Raw genomic sequence first — 502 nt, forward strand, 5'->3', positions numbered from 1 at the left:
ATGGGCATCGGCCATCTCGGCATCGTGCGTCAGCACATCCTTCCGAACAGTGCCGCGCCGGTCATTGTGATGATTTCCGTGGTGATCGCCCACGCCATTCTGGTCGAAGCCGCGCTCGCGTTTCTCGGTCTGGGCGATCCTAATACCGTGTCGTGGGGCGCGATGATTCGCAACGCCAGACCGTTACTGAGAACCGCCTGGTATCTCATCGCGCTGCCGGGGCTGGCTATTTTTATCACCGTCATGAGCTTTACGTTGTTAAGCAACGGCCTTACGGATCTGCTCAATCCACATAAAGGGAATCCGCATAAGGGGGCCACAAAATGACCGCACCGCTGCTTCAGGTTCAGGATCTCAGGGTTGCGTTTTCGGCCCGCCATGCCGTGCCGCAACGCGTGGTGCACGGCATCTCTTTCGATCTTTTCGCGGGTCAAACGCTGGCGCTGGTGGGGGAATCAGGCTGTGGTAAAAGCGTGACCGGACTGACGCTGATGGGATTATT

General features: G+C 57.8%; 2 protein-coding genes. Both read left to right on the forward strand.

The genetic code is table 11. The annotated features are described in order from the left end of the window. Positions 1 to 327 (forward strand): ABC transporter permease (locus J5224_RS35495; RefSeq protein WP_264629447.1); only part of this gene is annotated, 327 nt, incomplete at its 5' end. Continuing rightward, positions 324 to 502 (forward strand): ATP-binding cassette domain-containing protein (locus tag J5224_RS36065; protein WP_264629448.1); only part of this gene is annotated, 179 nt, incomplete at its 3' end. The genes J5224_RS35495 and J5224_RS36065, both read left to right, overlap by 4 nt.

It is taken from the genome of Candidatus Symbiopectobacterium sp. NZEC135 (assembly GCF_025962695.1).